The organism is Sphingobacterium sp. SG20118 (assembly GCF_044740685.1).
GTDB lineage: Bacteria > Bacteroidota > Bacteroidia > Sphingobacteriales > Sphingobacteriaceae > Sphingobacterium.
In genome coordinates, this window is record NZ_CP172826.1 from 4,146,694 (window position 1) to 4,164,698 (window position 18,005).

The window sequence follows — 18,005 nt, forward strand, 5'->3', positions numbered from 1 at the left end:
ATTAGTATATGATTAATTCATGTCCTTAATCTTATGCTGTACCAGGTACTCACTGGGTGACATCTTAGTGATTTTTTTAAATACCCGATTAAAATTCACCACATTATTAAATCCTGTTTTAAAAGCAATATCCGACACATTCTCAGAAAGATCATGAATCAGCATCTTGCAAGCCTGCTCAATACGGATTTCATTTAGAAAAGTAATATAAGTTTTCCGAGTATGTTTTTTAAAATATTTACAAAATGCGTGGGGGGTCATATGTGCAATACTCGAGATATCTTCTAATGATATCTTTCCTGCAAAGTGTTTAAATGTATATTGAAAGATTTCATTGATACGAATTCCCTCCGCATCTGAATATTTCTTTTGAGGAATACCTGTATAAAGGGAGGTCCATAGATCAACTTTCTCTGCTAAATAATCTACTAAGCTTATAAATGCAGTCAATCGACCTAAGCCGTCTTCTTCATTAATTTGCAAGAATTTACGTCTAATAGCAAGGCTTGAACTGGCATCCAGTTTTTTACTTACATTGATGTTTTCTAGAAAAAAGCGTACCTGTTCCAATTCTGGTAATTGGAGAAAATCCTTAAACCGAGCATAATCGAAGAAAATATGGATGGCATGAATTTGCTCTTTTAAGGGGGGATCCGAAATCAATTCGGACCTTTTGAACATATGCGGTTCATCGGCATCCACAATATAGATTTCATCTTGTTTGAAATGATGTGTGAAATTGCCAATCAGGAAGGTCCCCTCCCCTTTTAATATGTAAGTCAGTTGGATTTCTTTATGTCGATGGTAGTTGCTGTAAAACTCGACCAACAAATCCTCTTGCACACAGACTGAGCCCTGGTTGGGAACAGGAACGGTAAACTGAACAACTTTCATCCTCCAAAATAGCTACAAAAAAAACAGATATTGTTTAATTATTCAAATTTAAACAATATAGTAGACAATAAACGTAAATCGTATTATAATTTATTTTTAACCTTTTGAATAAAATCTGGCAATGTTGGATCCTCTCCCGCGAGCTCTATAATGGCTCTAGATTTTGGATCGACCCAAAGATAGCGTGGGGTTAATGCGATATTGTAGCTATTCTTAATAAAATCGCGATCGGTCACATTTAACAAATAACTATTGGAGCCTAATCCGATAGCTTGGTTACTTCTTCGCCAGCGCTCATAGTCTTCATCATCTGTCAGATACACAATTTCCACACCAAGTTTATTTAATTCAGCTTCCTTTTTAACCAAAACGGGTAAATCCATTTTTGAATTTTTGCCCTTACTTGACCAGACCGCAACAATAATCATTTTCTTATCTTTCAACTGGTCAAACTTCAGAGAATCACCCTGTAAATTTCGAGGTGTAATTTCTGGAAAAGCGGGCATGTTTCCATAATAATCTTTCACCTCCTCCACTTTAGCGATAGCGGCTTTTACCAGCGGGTGTTTCTGAATTGTAGGATCTAATGTTGCTAAAATTTCTTCATAGCGCTCGTAATTCTCCTTATTCACATCAATGTATTTAAAGGAATAGGGAATCAAAAAAGATGCTTTTTGATTACTATTTAAGACATAATCTGCGTACAGCTGTTTATCATCTTTTTTCCTTCTAATATCAGCCGACTGCTTTGACAATGTTTCGAGTCTATCTATCGTTTGATTATAAATAGATTCTTGTCCGCGGGTAATGGTCATTAGTTTAGCATTGAGGTCACCAATTTCATTTCGAATTTCTGTATATTTCTTATCTAGGTCCCGAACTTGCTTTTCTTTATTTTTATTGAACGCAATCAGTTCATTTGTAGTCAAAGAGTTGGTTTTCACATCAACGTCATAGCTATCACCATTTTGCTTAACGGTTATAGCATAATCTACTCCACCTTCTACATAAAGCGGATACATATACCTAAAAGACTGTTCAGAAGCAGAATCTGACTTGATGATGAGGTCATAAAATGCATCGATGGCCAACTCCCCTTCTAAAATAAAATTGCCTTGATTCACCTCAGCTCGTTGAAACTGCTGCATCGGATTTTCATGATCTTGCAAATAAACCGTCCCATGACCCTCTGGCTCTATGGAGCCTGTAATTTTATAGGTTATGGGCATACCTGTTTTCTCTTGCGGCGAATTTGACTGGCAAGAACTAAAAAAAAGGACGAAAAAAAGGGTATAATAAGTGATTGTCAGGTTCATTACAAATAAAAAATTGGTTGTCAGTACAAAATATACTGACAACCAATTTACAAAATTTTATTTATAAATTATTTTATTTGATAATCTTGGTATTCCGTTCCAATCAAAACTTTAACAAGCGCTTTGTTTGGTCCAGCTATTTTATAATCGACCACCTTACCATCCTTCCATGAAATGTCGACGGTATAGTTCCCTCTTGCTTTCAAACCTTTTACTGCTCCATCTTTCCAAGCTTTAGGTAAAGCGGGCAGTAGGTGTATAAAGCCTGCATGACTCTGAAGAAGCATTTCTGCAATACCTGCCGAACCACCGAAGTTACCGTCTATTTGAAATGGCGGGTGTGCACAAAACAAGTTTGGATATGTTCCTGCCCCTACCCCTTGATAAGTTGTTTCATTGACAAATGCTGGTTTTAGCAATTGTCTTAAAATCTCTAGAGAATGATCACCATCTTGCAACCTTGCCCAAAATAGAATTTTCCATGCGCGTGACCATCCTGTACCTTCATCACCACGTACTTCCAGCGTTTTACGAGCAGCATCTGCCCAAGCCTTATTCTTTTGCGGTGAAATGAAATTCGCAGGATACAAGCCGTATAAGTGCGAAACATGTCGATGCTGAGGCTCTACTTCCGCATAATCTTCCAACCATTCTTGTACACGACCACTTTTACTGATGACTACCGCAGGTGGGATCTGGCTCAACTTACCTTTTAACTGCTGAACAAAAGGATCATTCAGATTCAAAAGACTATCGGCCTGTATTAAATTCTCATAGAGTTCCCTTACAATCTGATTGTCAATAGTAGGTCCCATCACCACCGAAGCTCCTTTACCATTAGGAAGACGGAAACCATTCTCTGGTGATACTGATGGTGAAGTAACCAACCATCCTGTTTTTGGATCTTTCACCAAGATATGGTTATAAAACTCTGCTGCACCTTTCAAAACTGGATATACATCCTTTAAGTAGGATTTATCCTGCGTGAATAAGTAATGTTCCCAAAGGTGATTACATAACCAACCTGAGGCTGTGCTCGCTCCCCAAGAGGCGTTCTCTCCTGGTGCTGAATAACCCCAAACATTTGTCATCATATACACGACCCATCCTGGTGCATTATAGTATGCTTTAGCTGTTTTCTCTCCTGTTTTTGCGATACGTTTAATCATCGCTATAAAAGGATTGTGGTATTCCGATAAATTACTGACTTCCACACCCCAGTGATTCATTTGTGCATTGATGTTCAAATGATAATCTCCATTCCAGGGAGTCTGAATCTGATGGGCCCATAGCCCTTGTAAATTAGGAGGAAGCGCATTTACTTGTTCTGGTGCAGTGCTTGAAATGCTTAGGTAACGGCCAAATTGAAAATAAAGTGCCGCTAAGCCATTATCCAACGCCGGGGTTTCAAAAAATTGTTGCAAGCGCTGCGCTGTCGGAATATCAAACTTAGCCTGATCATCTGCAATCGTTAGGGCAACACGATCAAATTTTTTCGCATAAGCTTTTGTATGATTGCTAAAACGCTTTTTTTCCGTTATTTTTTCAATCGCTTCGATATTACGTGCTATTACTTCTTGAGGATTGGTCCCATAATAATTCGTACTTGCTGTAAAAAGAACAGTTGCTTCATCGGCATCTTTTAATAGCAATTGTTTACCATCATCTGTTAATTTACCGCCCTTGAAAACAATCTTTACCTTACTCGCAAATTGCAAGTTTTTACCACCTTTACCATCAGGTAAAGATCCTAGCAAAACGATTTCACCATCTTTGATCTGGTAAGAGTCGATGTTCTCTGCTCGTTCTAGGGCAACCGAAAAACTGATGCTTTTTTTCTTCGAGGCCGTTAAGTGAATAACACCCACATTTTTATCAAAGGAGGTATAATACGTTCTTTTGTAATCTACTCCATCGGCAGAAAATGAAGTGTTCGCAGTTGCATTTCCGATTTGCAGGGACCTTTCATATTTTGAAATATCCTTTGCTTGGATCGCATGATTGAATTTCAGATAACCGAAATTCTGATAACAACCATATGGGGCATTGGCTCCGGTTTCCAAATGCAGAGCCTTGTCCGCTACATACAAAGTTCTTATTGACCAATTCTTCTGCTTCATTATTTTTCCCTGCCATCAATAGCTGCTGGATTGCATTTACGCTTTTATAGGCTTCGTAGTTATTGGGATCTTCGGCAGATCCAGACCACATGGATATTTCGTTTAAAACCAAAGATTCTGACTGTACTCCCCCATCTGGCATCATGCCTATCAACCCATTTCCTAGTGGAAGCGTTTCCTCCCATCTTACGGCTGGTTTATCATACCACATCGTTAAACCATCTCTTTTTTGGGCTTGCGCTTGAAAGGCAGTGATGGTTAACAACGAAAACAATACTGATTTAGATATAAATTTCATTAGAATAATTTGTGTTAATAATGCTTGCTTTAATTTTATTGCTGTGCTCAGTTTTTATGTCAATGAAGCTATCATAAGCCGAATATCTAACTCGGTTTGCGAGCTGATATACGCTTATGATAGCTTCGGTTTTTTATTTGGAGTATAATTCGAATTCTGCTACTGTGAATACGTTTTTAGTCAGTGTTTCCGTTGGCACAAATTTGATGTATTTAGCTTTCGTTGCTTGATCAAAAACAATTTGTTGCAAAATTGGATTGGCTTTGATATTCGAAAACTCACCCTCTTTCAGGAGTTTCCATTGTTGATTATTGTCACTTGTATAAATTTTATATTTGGTAGCAATCCCTGCTGTCTGTCCATCTTGACGTGGCAAATAGCCAAACCCATCGACATCATCCTTTATTTCGAAGATAAAACCTCCTTCATAAGCAGGTACAGAGGCAAAAGTTTGCTCATTATGATCAATTGCTTTTGCTGATTCTGCAAAAACAGCGGGTATGTATTGATTTGCATTCATTTTCTTTAAGCCTGTATGCTCAAAAGCAAATGGTTCATTAAATTCTTTATACAAGCCAAAATCACTTAGGGTAATCGATACAGGTGCAAATAAGTGCATACGCAATTCATCTGTTGTAATTGTATTTTCCAATTTCATCAAGCGATTCGCTCCAATGCTGGTCGCTTTAGCTAATAACTTCCATTGACCATTAACTTTATGCTCCACAATTACACTATCCAAGCGTTGTCCGAGTTTTATATTTTCTCTTATCTGGACAATATCAAAAGTTTGTTTCCCTTTTAATTTAATATCCAAGGTAGCTTGATGCTCAGCATCATTTGTTGCCCAATAGCTGTAGCGATCTTCATCTAAAAGGAATTGCGTTCCGTAATCTTTAACGGCATTTCCACGAATCGTAGATGCTTTGATCTGCGCTCCCTGCGCTAAATTATTCTCAAAAGTTTTTCTAACTTTCTTTCCAAATGCCGCTAGCGATTTGACATCATTCTCGTGCAGTTGCCCAGAGGGCATGGGTGCTAATCCTAAGTTCATATTGGCACCACGTCCTACGGACTTGAGGTAAATCTCAAATAATTGATCTGGAGTTTTCACCTGTGCATCTTGCTCTGCATGATAAAACCAACCGGGTCTTTGCGGAACATCACATTCAGCAGGTATCCAATATGCACCATTTCTAACGCCAGATGTAAGTGTTTTTTCATTCACCGACCCGGGTACAGCTTTTTTCCCTTCTAAGCCTTCTGGCGTGAATGTAGCCCATGAAGTTTCCCCAGCAAAACCTTTTTCATTTCCAACCCAGCGCATATCAGGGCCTACATCACTGAATATCATGGCCATTGGCTGTAATTTCCGAACAATTGGCCAGGTTTTTTCCTCCCAAGCATAATAAGTGTTACGATCGATTGTTCTTTTTTCATTTAAACCTCCATAGTAGCCATCTCCACCATTAGCACCATCATGCCATGATGTGAATAATTCGCCGTAATTGGACATCAATTCTGTCAACTGTGCTCTATAGGCTTCAGCATAAGCTGCTGTTCCGTATCGGGTGTCATTACGGTCCCATGCAGAAAGGTAAACTCCAAATTTCATCTTATTGGCATGTGTTGCCGTCATAAAATCTTTAACCATATCTCCCTTACCTTGTTCCCATGGAGACGATGCGACACTATAAGTTGTGGTTGCTGTTGGCCAAAGACAAAAACCGTCATGATGCTTAGCAACGCTAATCAATCCCTTGAATCCTGCAGATGCTGCAGCGTTAGCAATTTGATTGGCATCAAAATTAGTCGGATTAAAAACCTTAGGCGATGCATCGCCGTAACCCCATTCCTTATTTTGAAATGTTGTTGGTGTATAGTGAATTAAACAATAGGCATCCATTTCATGCCATTTCAGTTGTCGTTCACTGGGAATCGCCCCATATGGTTTTGGTGGGTTTACAGGTTCGGATGGCAAAACTTGACCATTCATAAAGAGTAAACTGGAGAGAAGGAGTGTGAGCATATCTTATAATAAAAGGTTTAAGATCTTAAATATAGTTTTATTTTAGAGTAATAAAAATTTGGAAAAATCATTTTCTTTAATCAATCGATTGATTATATTTATAACAATAAAAGCATTGATCATTAACATTGATAGGGCATCGAGATTATCAATAAAACAAACTCATGTATTTCATTTAAATTTGTTGTAGAACAAAAAGAAAAAACTAATAAATAAATCAATAATGGAAAATAACGAAAACAAGAAAATTACAACGGCTTCAGGAGCTCCAGTTGTAAACTACGAAGACACCATGACAGTTGGTCCGAGAGGTCCCGTATTATTGCAAGATTATTTTCTTCATGAAAAATTAGCACACTTTAATAGAGAGCGTATCCCAGAACGTATTGTCCATGCTAAGGGCTCCGGAGCCTATGGTACCTTTACGGTTACAAATGATATCTCTAAATATACTAAGGCCAAGCTTTTTAATGGGATTGGTAAACAAACAAAATTATTCATTCGCTTTTCTACAGTAGGTGGCGAACGCGGGTCGGCAGATTCGGAACGTGACCCACGTGGTTTCGCAGTTAAGTTCTATACTGAAGATGGCAATTACGATTTAGTTGGAAATAATACGCCAGTTTTCTTTATCAAGGACGCTAAAAAGTTTCCTGACTTTATCCATACTCAAAAAAGAGATCCTTATACAAATTGTAAATCTGCAACTATGGTATGGGACTTCTGGTCGCTAAATCCAGAATCACTACACCAGGTAACGACATTAATGTCCGATCGTGGTACCCCATTTGGTTTCAGACACATGCACGGTTATGGTAGTCATACTTACTCCATGATCAATGCCAATAATGAACGTGTATATATCAAATATCACTTTAGAACACAGCAAGGAATCAAGAATCTGACGGCTTCAGAAGCAGATGAAATGCGCGCTAAGGATATGGATTATGCACAACGCGATTTGCATACGGCTATTAATAATGGTGATTTCCCAAAATGGAAACTCTATATTCAGGTCATGACAGAATCGGAAACTAAGACCTTCCGTTGGAATCCATTTGACTTAACGAAAGTATGGTCACAAAAAGAATACCCATTGATCGAGGTCGGTGTGATGGAACTGAATGAAAATCCGAATAATTACTTTGCCCATGTGGAGCAGGTAGCTTTCGCTCCAGCACATGTGGTCGATGGAATTGGCTTTTCTCCAGATAAAATGTTACAGGGACGTATCCTATCTTACCCTGATGCGCAACGTTACAGATTAGGAGGTAACTATGAGCAGATTCCAGTAAACCAATGTCCTTTTATGACCAACAATTACCAACGTGATGGTAAAATGACGGTAAACGGTAACCAAGGATCAGCTCCAAATTATTTTCCAAATAGTTTTGACGGTAATTATCAAGATCAATCTTATAAAGAGCCTGCATTACAATTAGACAGCTTAGTGGCGGACAATTATGACCGCAACGCACCTGGTGAAGATGATCATTATACACAGCCTGGGGATTTGTACCGTTTATTGGATCCTGTACAAAAAGAACACCTTATTGAAAACATTGTTGGTGCGATGTCAGGTATTGAAGGTCCAAAAAGAGATGAAATCGTGATGCGTCAATTGTGCCACTGGTTTAGAGCAGACATGAATTTAGGACTTGGAGTTGCTAAAGGATTAGGCTTCTCTATGGATGAAATGGCAAAACATATGCCTCAGAAATAGTAGTTACAACCATTTAAATAGAAAAAGGGAATGTATACATTCCCTTTTTCTATTTAAAAATATTGGGACTCCAATTACGCACTTCAGTTAAATTTCTCTCTCCCGATGCATCCACCTTATAAATCTTGTTAGTCCAGTAAGTATTTACAGAAAGTGAGCCCGTCATCTTTTTCTTAAAAATCGTAAATCCATAAAATTTATTCGATTAAATCGAATAAATAAAATTTACAACTTGTACCTTTACCTTATCATGAACAAAGATCAATCTAAACTCATTCGCGAACAGGCAGATCGCTCTGCAACACGAGAACACTCGGTGCCTTTATACCTCACTTCAAGTTTTATTTTTGATAGTGCGGAACAAGGTAGAGCTATTTTTGCTGATGAAGAGCAGGGAATGGTATACTCCCGTTATGCCAATCCGAATACTTCTGAATTAATCAATAAAGTATGTATCCTAGAGGGAGCAGAAGCTGGGCTGTCCTTCTCTTCGGGTATGGCGGCTGTGTTTGCTGCTTTTGCAGGTATTGTTGAAAGTGGTGACCATATTGTTTCTTCACGTGCCATTTTTGGTTCGACACATCAACTATTTACACAATTATTTCCACGTTGGGGGGTAACTACGACGTATGTTGATGCAGTCAATCCGGAAGACTGGGAAAAAGCCATTCAACCGAATACGAGAATAATATTTTTGGAATCACCTTCTAACCCAGGTTTGGAACTGGTTGATCTAGAATGGTTAGGTTCTTTAAAACAGAAACATCCTAACATCATTTTAGCTATCGATAATTGCTTCGCAACACCTTATCTACAAAAACCTTTAAAATATGGTTTTGATTTATCCATCCATTCTGCTACAAAATATATGGATGGACAGGGGCGCGTATTGGGTGGTTTGGTTGTCGGTAAAAAGGAATTGATTGATAAGTTGATGTTCTTTATCCGCCACACAGGCCCTTCCCTATCTCCATTTAATGCTTGGATCATCTCCAAGAGTTTAGATACCTTGGGTTTACGCATGGATAGACATTGTAGCAATGCATTGGCACTTGCAGAAGTGCTTGAAAAGCACGATGATATCAAAGATGTTAAATACCCTTTTCTGCCTTCGCATCCACAGTATGAACTCGCAAAAAAACAAATGAAAGCTGGTGGTGGTATTGTCACTTTCGTCGTCAAAGGTGGACAAGAACGAGCATTTCGATTCTTGGACGAACTGGATATGATCTTGTATACTTCCAATTTGGGAGATGCCCGTTCAATTGCAACTCATCCAGCCTCGACTACACATTCGAAGCTATCAGAAGAAGAGCGCTTAAACCTAGGTATTCAGCCCGGAAGTGTTCGCCTATCGGTTGGCTTGGAAGATCAGGAAGATATTATTCAAGATATCTTACAGGCATTGGAAAAAACAAAATAACAATAAAGCCATCTCTAGAGATGGCTTTATTGTTATTTTGTTACCTAATTATTTCAAAGAAGCTAAAGCCGCTTCATAATTCGGCTCTTCTGTTACTTCTGCTACTTGCTCTTCATAAAGCACTTGACCATTTTCATCCAAAGTAATGACTACACGGCTTAATAAGCCTGCCAAAGGACCGTCTGAAAAGCGTAATTGATAAGCGTCAGAAAAATTAGCATCCTTATATTCTGATAATGCCACCACATTATTCAAGCCTTCTGCTGCACAGAAACGTCCTTGAGCAAAAGGTAAATCTTTAGAGATACATAAAACCACCGTATTTTCCAATTCCACTGCTGCTTTATTGAAAGCACGTACCGATGCAGCACAAGTACCTGTATCAATACTTGGAAAGATATTTAACACTACTTTTTTACCCTTATAATCAGCTAATGATTTATCTGATAAATCTCCTGCTGTTAATTTAAAATCTGGAGCTTGACTACCCACTTTAGGTAAGTTACCTACCGTATTTACTGCTCCACCTTTGAATGTTACTGTTGCCATAATTAAATTTTTCAGCAATTTAACGATTTCAATTTAATCTTACCACAAAAATCATATTTATTAATCGCCGTAATTACAAAATAATTATTTATCATTTTTTGCCAAAAAAGTATCAAAAAACCACAAAAATTTACTATGTTAGCATTATAAATTCAAACACAAATAATAAACCAAATTTGATGTATATGAAGAAGTTACTAATTACGCTGCTTTGTGCATCACCTTCATTACTATTGGCACAGGGGTCTCAAGTTAATGTTCAGAGTCCAAAATCTGTCGGTATGGGTGGTGCAGGTTCTGCCTACTTTATTGATGAGTCTTCGATCTTTTATAGTCCTGGAGCACTCGCTAAAATGGATCATAATTCCGTTTCTATTGCAGGAAATGGTGTTATGTTCAAATCCGCTTTTCAAGCTTCGGGAAGTAATGTTGTCGATTATACGCGGAATCAAGTAACGCCTCCATTTTCTGTATTTGCTACTGTAGGACCTAAAAACTCTTGGTGGAAAGCTGGAATAGGTGTTTACACACCTTACGGTGGTGCGGTAGATTGGGGGACAGAATGGACGGGTAAGTACAGTTTAGTGAGCTTATCTTTACGTGCGATCTATATACAACCAACATTAAGTATCAAGTTAACGGACAACTTCAGTATTGGTGGGGGATTTGTCTATAATATTGGGTCAGTAGATCTTCAAAGTGCCATTCCAGTATACTTCCAAGATGGGTCATCGGGATTAGCAGAATTAAAAGGAACCGGTACAGGGACTGGATATAATGTTGGGGTTCATTACAACCTAAACGACGAATTTGCAATTTCCATGAGTTACCGCTCTAAGGTGGTGACCAAATTAAAAGATGGCGATGCTAAATTCAACGTGCCTGAAGCTGCTCAAGGAACTTTCCCTCCAGGAAGTAAATTTAGCGCAGAATTACCACTACCTTCTACATTTGCTGTTGGTGTCACTTTCCCAATTAGCGATAAAGTAAAAATGGCAGTCGATGGAACGGTCATTAATTACGATATCTATAAAGAATTGAATTTTGATTACAGCGACCCCAATACTCCAGATACACATTCTCCGAAAAACTATACAAAAGCTGGCTCTATAAAAGCCGGTATTGAATACCTGCCTTCTGAGAAACTTCAACTTCGTGTAGGTGGAGGATTTATCGCTACTCCGGTAAGTAAAGATTATGTTTATCCTGAAACGCCAGACAACAATCGCGTACTCTTATCGGGTGGTTTCACCTATAAAATGTCTCCAAAATTCGATTTAACAGGATCTTTTGCGTATCAAAGGGTTTTACCTCGTGAGGCAAACAACGTAGATAGCCATTTATCTGGAACATATATGACAAATATTTACGCACCAGGAATTGGTTTGACTTACAAATTTTAAGGATGCATACTAAATTGTGATCACCATGAAAAGAAGAAATTTATATATAGGAGTTGCACTGGCTATACTGAGTATTACGGCATGTAAGCCAACTCTAGATGAATATACACCTACAGCAGGTACAAAAGCTGACTTTAGCAAATACATCGCCATTGGAAATTCACTTTCTGCAGGTTATGCCGATGGTGGCTTATACTTGGAAGGCCAAAAGGTCGCTTTTCCTTTACTAATTGCGGAACAACTGCAAAAAGTTGGCGGAGGAGAGTTTAAATCTCCGTTTTTTAGTGAGGAGCAATCGAATGGCTCGGGCTATCTTCGATTAAAAGCGTTGGTGAATGGGCAACCCGTAACAGAAACAGGTTACAGACAAATTAGCTTACCGCTCAGCTAGTCCAAAATTATTAACGAAATTTACTGATCCGATCAATAATTTAGGGGTACCGGGAATGCGTATGGATATGGCTTTTGCCCCATATATTGGTACTGCAGCTGGGAATATGTACTTCGAACGTCTATTGCCAGAAGGCACTCTACCAACGATGAACTACTTCACCTACTCTACTTCACAAAATCATACGTTCTTTACGTTTTCTTTAGGGAATAATGACGTATTGGGATATGCGACGAATGGAGCAGTCAATGATGGCCCAACCACAACATTAACCTCAACGGCATTATTCAATTCGTTATTAAATAATTACGTAACAACCTTAACAGTAAAAAAACAAAAGGGAGTATTAGCAACAATTCCTGATGTGACTTCGGTTCCTTATTTCACAACAGTGACACGTGAGCTCCTTTTAGCGGGTGTCAATGCTGCAAGCACGACAAAGGTGACTGATATTTATATCGCAACTAAATCTGGTCCTCGAGCAGCAACTGATCAGGACTACTTTGTGTTACCATTTTCCGCTGCTGGTCTGTTGGGCTTACCAAATGGAAACAAAATACCTTACGGTTTACACCCGCTCAACCCCGTTGAAGATAAATATGTTTTGGATGTTACGGAGGCCAAAGAGGTGGTTGCTCGTGTAAATGAATTCAATAAGATAATTAAATCAGTAGCAGCTTCCAATCAGCTGGCTGTAGCAGATGTCAATGCATTTTTAACTGCTGTTAAAAATGGAATTCGTATCGACGGCTTAGCTGTTAGTGCAAAATACATCACTGGAAATGGTTTCTCATTAGATGGTATACATTTAACTCCTATTGGAAATGCGCTAATGGCCAATGTGTTTATCGAAGCCATCAACAAAACTTATGGAGCTCAAGTTCCAAGATTAAATATTTCTGATTTTAGGGGTGTGAAACTTCCTTAATCATTATAATACAATGAGTTGAAAAAGGGATAGCGCTTTTAGCTATCCTTTTTATTTAGGGCTATTCTTTATACTCCTGTTATAAAATTTGGGTTAAAACTAATAAGAGCGGCAACTAAAGTATAGCATCCTCTATAATCCATTAACAAGGAATTATGATGATATAAAGCATAGAAAGCTTGAGAATCGATTCAGTGTACCCTTCGTTATATCAGCGCAATTATATTGGTATTCAAAGCAAATTTAGCTAAGTTTGTGTATACAAGGAGATACAATCATGAAAGTAATACTAAATCGCCAAAACAAAGCAGTTCACTTTGAAGCATCAAGTGAATTATCCAACATTAAAGTTAATATTGATGGTTCAGAAGCTATAGGGGGGGAAGGCAAAGGCGTCCGTCCAATGGAGTTAGTCTTAATGGCTTTAGGCTCATGTAGTGTATTTGACCTTTCTTCTATCTTGACCAAACAACGCCAAGAGATTGAAGATATCCAAGTCGAAGTAGAAGGAAAACGCCGTGAGGAAATCCCAAATATCTTTACTGATATCCATATTAGCTTTTATTTAAAAGGTAACATCGATGAGATAAAAGCGCAAAAAGCAGCAGAATTAGCGGTAAAGAAATATTGCTCTGTACACGATATGCTTGCAGCTGGAGGTATTAACATCACGTACTCTCTTAAAATAAATTAAGTCACCAAAATCAAATTTCAGACATAAAAAAAGAGCAGTTGATCAACTGCTCTTTTTTTATGTCTGAAACACTATCTTAGAAAAATGGCCTATTCTGTTATCCCATCTTCTCTTTTTTGCCACAACTTTTCAGCCCATCGTCCGACAAACCAGAAAGATACTGCCAAAATGAGAAAGAAAATCGCGCGATTGATATTATCCCAAAGATACTCAACATAGCGTGTGTACACATTCAACACAAAAAACACAAACCCAATTTCACGTGTGGTATTATCTTTCATCTTTAACCCATAAATCACCAATCCAGCGGATACTGCAGTTGATAACAATCCCCAATAGAAAATATGGTATTGTCTCACCAATGTCCACTCATAGAAATCCGAGTAATTGCCGAAAATGGAAAGGGACCATAATGAAATCATCAGGTATAATAAACCGATGAGATAACTCAGGGATTGAAATTCCTGCAATTTCTTAAAGCGCGGTTGTACGTAAACGGCCATCAATGTCAGAATCAAACCGAAAATAGTAAACCGTAGTGGATAGTTCATTCCCCAAAACTTAAATCCCCAATCGCTATGATAGGCCGTTTCGGTAGCAAACCAGACACCCAAAGCGATAAGCATAAAAACCCAGATGAGCTTTGATTTTAAGCGATTAGCGAGGTATCCATAGATAAGTACAGATAGTAAAAATAATAAAGAATAGTGCATGCTATTCTTGTCCAATACCTTTCCTAAAAAACCGATACATGCTGCTGTCGAGAAAACCCCAATCAGCATCATCGTTTCAATAGAAAGATTTTTGTTGGGATATTTTGTTTTGTAACGAAGACCTAGGGTATAAAATAAAATGGCTAAAGCTGCAAAAAACACACAAAATAAAATGTTCGGTGCTTCGTAAAGCGTATCCACAAATTTGAGAAAAGCAGTATCCGTCATTAAAGAAAAAACAGCAAACACCAAGGAAGCAAGTGCTACCCAAAAGGCATAACGTGCCAAGCGCTTCCAATCAAAGCTTTTCACATCAATGCTTTCCACCATCGCTACTGCAGTTGGCTCATCTATTATTTGCTCCTTTTGCCAAAATTGTATCGCTTCTTCTAAGGATTCTTTTTCTTGTTTGGTAACGTCTAACTTCTTCATATAACTATTGTAGAGGCAAAGTACAAATTATACCTTTTATATCCGGTATAGATTTGCAATGCCGTGACAATAATAAAGATGTGGTCTTCTTAAAGTTCATTAAAAATGAGTAATTTTGCATGTTTGCAGAAATTCATCTGCGTTTGGAAGAAAACAGCGGTTACATGACAAAGAAAATCACACCTGACTTAGGTGAACAAAGTGAAGTTCAAGTATTTGGAGCACGTGTACATAATCTTAAAAATATAGACATTTCATTTCCTAGAAACGAATTGGTTGTTATCACAGGATTAAGTGGTAGCGGTAAATCGTCATTAGCTTTTGACACCATCTATGCTGAAGGGCAAAGACGTTATATGGAAACATTTAGTGCATATAGCCGTCAATTTTTGGGTGGCATGGAGCGCCCTGATGTTGATAAAATTTCTGGATTGAGCCCTGTTATTTCAATTGAACAAAAAACTACAAGTAAAAATCCACGTTCTACCGTTGGTACCATTACCGAAGTCTATGACTTTATGCGCTTGCTATTCGCTCGTGCCAGTGAAGCTTTTTCTTACGTCACGGGAAACCGTATGCAGCGCATGTCGGATGAACAAATCGTGGACCGCATCTTAAATGATTTTGATGGACAAGCGCTGAATATACTAGCGCCAGTGATCAAAGGTCGTAAAGGACACTACCGTGAGTTATTCGAACAGATCCGTAAACAAGGTTATGTTAAAGTTCGTGTAGATGGTGAAATCATAGACCTAACACCTAAGATGCAAGTGGACCGCTATAAAATCCACGATATTGAGATTGTAGTAGATAGACTTAAAGTTTCTGAAGAAGATAAAAATCGCCTACAGACTTCTGTCATGCAAGCCATGAAAACAGCGAAGGGGATTATTAAAGTTGCTAATCAAGAAAATGATGAGCAATTCTTCAGTCGTTATTTAATGGATGCCGAATCGGGAATTTCATATGACGAGCCACAACCTAATACTTTCTCTTTTAACTCACCTTACGGTGCCTGTCCAAAATGTGATGGTCTAGGCTATATATTTGAAATTGACAAAAACACAGTTATCCCTGATCGTAAATTAAGCATTCAAAAAGGTGGTTTAGCGCCATTAGGTCCCGCAAAGGAAACATGGAATTTTCAAGTGTTAAAAGCTGTTGCTAAAAAGCTTGATTTTTCTTTAAGTACACCTTTAGAAAAACTGACGGAAGAACAAATCGACATGTTGCTTTTTGGCTCTGAGGAACCCATTTCCGTGGCTGTTTCTTACGGCAGTTATGACGTTCGCGATTACCGTATTGAATTTTCAGGTATATTCAAGATGTTGGAAGAACAATCGGGTAAGTCGAGCGACGATATGACTTCTTTAGACGATTTCCGTTCGAAGATCGTATGTCCGAGCTGTAAAGGGGCTCGTCTGAAAAAGGAATCGTTGCATTTTAAATTTGCTGGCAAGAATATCTATGAACTTTCGCATATGGACATAAAATCCCTGTACGAATGGTTTTCAAACGTAAATGCCTCTCTGGACGAACGTCAACGTATCATAGCAACTGAAATATTAAAAGAAATACAATCTCGTTTGGGATTCCTTTTGGATGTAGGCTTAAACTACCTGACAATCGACCGCTCTTCAAAATCACTTTCGGGTGGTGAAGCGCAACGTATTCGTCTGGCGACACAGATAGGTTCACAACTGGTGAATGTATTGTATATCCTAGATGAGCCGAGCATTGGTCTCCATCAAAGGGACAATGAACGCCTAATCAATTCTTTAAAGAATTTACGTGACATCGGTAACTCTGTTTTGGTTGTTGAACATGATAAAGACATGATTTTAAACGCCGACTATGTCATCGATATGGGTCCAGCTGCTGGTGTTAACGGTGGACAGGTCGTCGCTGAAGGAAGACCAAATGATATTTTAAAATCTGATTCGTTAACCGCAGCATACTTAAATGGAAAAAAAGAAGTTGCAATCCCATCAGAAAGAAGAGCTGGAAACGGAAAAACATTATCTTTAAATGGTGCTACAGGGAATAACCTGAAAAATGTCTCCGTAGATTTTCCTTTAGGCAAATTAATATTAGTTTCTGGAGTTTCAGGCTCTGGAAAATCAAGTCTCATTACCGGAACGCTATATCCAATTTTAAATAAATATTTTTTCCGAGCTAAGGGCATTCCACTTCCTTACAAAAGTATCGATGGTTTGGAGCATGTTGATAAAGTAATCGAAATAGACCAAAGCCCAATCGGTCGGACTCCGCGTTCGAATCCGTCGACTTACACAGGGGTCTTTTCTGACATCAGAACCCTCTTTGTCCAACTACCTGAGGCAAAAATAAGAGGCTATAAACCTGGACGATTCTCGTTTAATGTGAAGGGTGGACGTTGCGAAACCTGTCAAGGCGGAGGCATGAAAGTAGTAGAGATGAACTTTCTTCCGGACGTACAAGTTCCTTGTGAAACATGTCATGGAAAACGTTATAACAGAGAAACTTTGGAGGTCCGTTTTAGAAGTAAATCCATATCCGATGTCTTGGACATGAGTGTGGATGAGGCTGTTGTCTTCTTCGAGAATATCCCTTCCATCTATCGTAAAATAAAAACTTTACAGGATGTTGGCTTGGGTTATATCACATTGGGACAATCATCAACAACACTTTCTGGAGGCGAAGCGCAACGCATTAAATTGGCTACTGAACTTTCAAAAAAGGATACTGGAAATACGTTTTATATCTTAGATGAACCAACAACTGGTTTACACTTCGAAGATGTCAATGTACTCATGGGAGTCATCAATCGTTTGGTGGACCGCGGTAATACCATTTTAATTATAGAGCATAATCTGGATGTTATCAAATGTGCAGATTGGGTCATTGATATCGGTCCTGAAGGTGGTAAAGAAGGTGGTAAAGTGTTATTTTCGGGCACCCCTGAAGAATTGATCAAAAATAAAAAGAGCGAAACTGCTCGATTTCTTAAACTTGAAATGCAATAATGAAGCTTTAAATTTGATAGGCTAAGGCTATTAATCAACCTTAATTCCTGAAAGTTTCTGTGTTATGTAATTTAAACGACAACTTTC

14 protein-coding genes are annotated in these 18,005 nt (G+C 38.4%); 7 read left to right on the forward strand and 7 right to left on the reverse strand.

From position 1 onward, the window contains the following. Nucleotides 1-12 precede the first annotated feature (12 nt). The 5 genes from ACFX5U_RS19090 to ACFX5U_RS19110 form a co-directional block, all read right to left on the reverse strand. Nucleotides 13-894, reverse strand: a complete 882-nt coding sequence (locus tag ACFX5U_RS19090; protein ID WP_280565364.1) for an AraC family transcriptional regulator — start codon at nt 892-894, stop codon at nt 13-15. Between the two features lie 83 nt (nt 895-977). Next, nucleotides 978-2,210 (reverse strand): hypothetical protein, encoded by a 1,233-nt coding sequence (locus ACFX5U_RS19095; protein ID WP_400261759.1) that lies wholly within the window; start codon nt 2,208-2,210, stop codon nt 978-980. A 68-nt stretch (nt 2,211-2,278) separates the two neighbouring features. Continuing rightward, nucleotides 2,279-4,273, reverse strand: coding sequence for a glycosyl hydrolase family 95 catalytic domain-containing protein (locus ACFX5U_RS19100; protein WP_400263616.1), 1,995 nt, complete (start codon nt 4,271-4,273; stop codon nt 2,279-2,281). Beyond that, entirely contained in the window at nt 4,176-4,628 is a 453-nt protein-coding gene (locus tag ACFX5U_RS19105) for a glycoside hydrolase N-terminal domain-containing protein (RefSeq protein WP_400261760.1), read from the reverse strand. The genes ACFX5U_RS19100 and ACFX5U_RS19105 overlap by 98 nt, the downstream gene beginning before the upstream one ends. A gap of 133 nt (nt 4,629-4,761) precedes the next feature. After that, nucleotides 4,762-6,657 carry an alpha-L-fucosidase gene (locus ACFX5U_RS19110; protein ID WP_400261761.1) on the reverse strand — a complete coding sequence of 632 codons (1,896 nt, stop codon included), beginning with the start codon at nt 6,655-6,657 and terminating at the stop codon, nt 4,762-4,764. A 223-nt stretch (nt 6,658-6,880) separates the two neighbouring features. Between ACFX5U_RS19110 and ACFX5U_RS19115 the strand changes: the two genes are divergently transcribed. Continuing rightward, the gene (locus ACFX5U_RS19115; protein ID WP_038701086.1) at nt 6,881-8,380 is read left to right on the forward strand and encodes a catalase; all 1,500 of its coding nucleotides are present in this window, start codon (nt 6,881-6,883) and stop codon (nt 8,378-8,380) included. Nucleotides 8,381-8,630: 250 nt separating this feature from the next. Further along, entirely contained in the window at nt 8,631-9,803 is a 1,173-nt protein-coding gene (locus tag ACFX5U_RS19120; protein WP_400261762.1) for a trans-sulfuration enzyme family protein, read from the forward strand. 48 nt (nt 9,804-9,851) lie between these two features. Here ACFX5U_RS19120 and tpx read toward each other — a convergent pair whose 3' ends face one another. Then, nucleotides 9,852-10,352 carry a thiol peroxidase gene (gene tpx / locus ACFX5U_RS19125; protein WP_400261763.1) on the reverse strand — a complete coding sequence of 167 codons (501 nt, stop codon included), beginning with the start codon at nt 10,350-10,352 and terminating at the stop codon, nt 9,852-9,854. Between the two features lie 185 nt (nt 10,353-10,537). On the opposite strand from tpx, the gene ACFX5U_RS19130 reads away from it, so the two are divergent. The 4 genes from ACFX5U_RS19130 to ACFX5U_RS19145 all read left to right on the forward strand — a co-directional run bounded on the left by ACFX5U_RS19130 (nt 10,538) and on the right by ACFX5U_RS19145 (nt 13,768). Continuing rightward, nucleotides 10,538-11,755, forward strand: coding sequence for an OmpP1/FadL family transporter (locus ACFX5U_RS19130; RefSeq protein ID WP_038701090.1), 1,218 nt, complete (start codon nt 10,538-10,540; stop codon nt 11,753-11,755). 25 nt (nt 11,756-11,780) lie between these two features. Further along, nucleotides 11,781-12,146: a hypothetical protein gene (locus tag ACFX5U_RS19135; RefSeq protein ID WP_400261764.1), complete on the forward strand. Its 366-nt coding sequence runs from the start codon at nt 11,781-11,783 to the stop codon at nt 12,144-12,146. 67 nt (nt 12,147-12,213) lie between these two features. Beyond that, entirely contained in the window at nt 12,214-13,074 is an 861-nt protein-coding gene (locus ACFX5U_RS19140; RefSeq protein WP_400261765.1) for a hypothetical protein, read from the forward strand. Between the two features lie 277 nt (nt 13,075-13,351). Then, nucleotides 13,352-13,768, forward strand: a complete 417-nt coding sequence (locus ACFX5U_RS19145; RefSeq protein WP_280565345.1) for an OsmC family protein — start codon at nt 13,352-13,354, stop codon at nt 13,766-13,768. 89 nt (nt 13,769-13,857) lie between these two features. Here the strand turns inward: ACFX5U_RS19145 and ACFX5U_RS19150 are convergent, their stop codons facing one another. Next, nucleotides 13,858-14,913, reverse strand: coding sequence for a DUF2157 domain-containing protein (locus ACFX5U_RS19150; protein ID WP_400261766.1), 1,056 nt, complete (start codon nt 14,911-14,913; stop codon nt 13,858-13,860). Between the two features lie 164 nt (nt 14,914-15,077). Between ACFX5U_RS19150 and uvrA the strand changes: the two genes are divergently transcribed. Further along, complete coding sequence (uvrA, locus tag ACFX5U_RS19155) at nt 15,078-17,918, forward strand: excinuclease ABC subunit UvrA (RefSeq protein ID WP_280571719.1); 2,841 nt, start codon at nt 15,078-15,080, stop codon at nt 17,916-17,918. Nucleotides 17,919-18,005: the final 87 nt, after the last annotated feature.